Annotated in this window: 1 protein-coding gene; it reads right to left on the bottom strand. The window is 68.9% G+C overall.

The annotated features are described in order from the left end of the window. Window positions 1–23: 23 nt before the first annotated feature. Complete coding sequence (locus HUW62_RS47420) at window positions 24–569, bottom strand: MarR family winged helix-turn-helix transcriptional regulator (protein ID WP_163863986.1); 546 nt, start codon at window positions 567–569, stop codon at window positions 24–26. Window positions 570–868: the final 299 nt, after the last annotated feature.

The raw sequence follows: 868 nt of genomic DNA, 5'->3' as shown, positions 1-868 counted from the left end.
GGGCGGGCCGGGGTGGAGCTTCTTCAGCGAAAGTCCGGCTTCTTCGCGGCCGAGTCGGCGGCCAGCTCCTCTTCTGGATGCGGCACGCCACCCAGCTCCTGCGCGAGCGCGGTGAGCACGTCCTGCGTGCAGAGGATGCGGTTGCGCGACATCCGGGAGAGGACACGCTGCACGGCGGACTCGACGGTGCCCTCGGAGGGGATGTCGAGCGCGCGCCCTGACTCCGTGAGGGCGAACAGCGCCTTGCGCCCATCCAGCGGGTCCGACTTGCGCTCCAGCAGGCCGCGCTTCTCCAGCCGCTTGAGGACGCCCGTCAGGGTGCTCGGGTGCACATGGAGAATCTGGGCGAGCGTGCCGGCGGTGATTCCGGGGAAGCGTCCCACCAGCCGGATGACCAGTCGCTGCGGGCCGGTGAGGCCCAGCGTCGACTCCATCCGCTTCGAGGTGGACTGGAGCCCGTGGTCCACGGCCCACAACAGGCGCATGAACTCGAGCACTTCGCCGAGCGGCGGGCCCTTGAGCCGCTCACCTTCCTGGGGGTCCGGCTCCCCACTGGCCGTGTCCTTCATGACTTCATCTTCCCTCACCTGCCGCCTCCCTGTCTCTGCAAGTCTTTGAGCCGCAGGGGGTCTATCTCTTCGCGCTCCCCCCGCCCTGTAGCTTCGTTGTGTATCAGTCACCAGAAGACGTGGGGAGGCTTTCACCTTCCGCCAGTTCCGCCTTCCGCACTCGTGCTTCCCATGACCCGGGAGGGGGGCGCCCGTTCCTCCACCCCGTGAGGTGGGAGGCGGGGAGCGCCCCGCCTGGGTGGACCCGCTCGGTGGCGGGCCCTGGTGGCCCCTCCTGGCCCTGTCTCTTATACACCTCT

It is taken from the genome of Myxococcus sp. AM011 (assembly GCF_013372595.1).
GTDB classification, from domain to species: Bacteria; Myxococcota; Myxococcia; order Myxococcales; family Myxococcaceae; genus Myxococcus; species Myxococcus eversor.
This window is presented reverse-complemented; position numbering and strand designations above follow the sequence as displayed.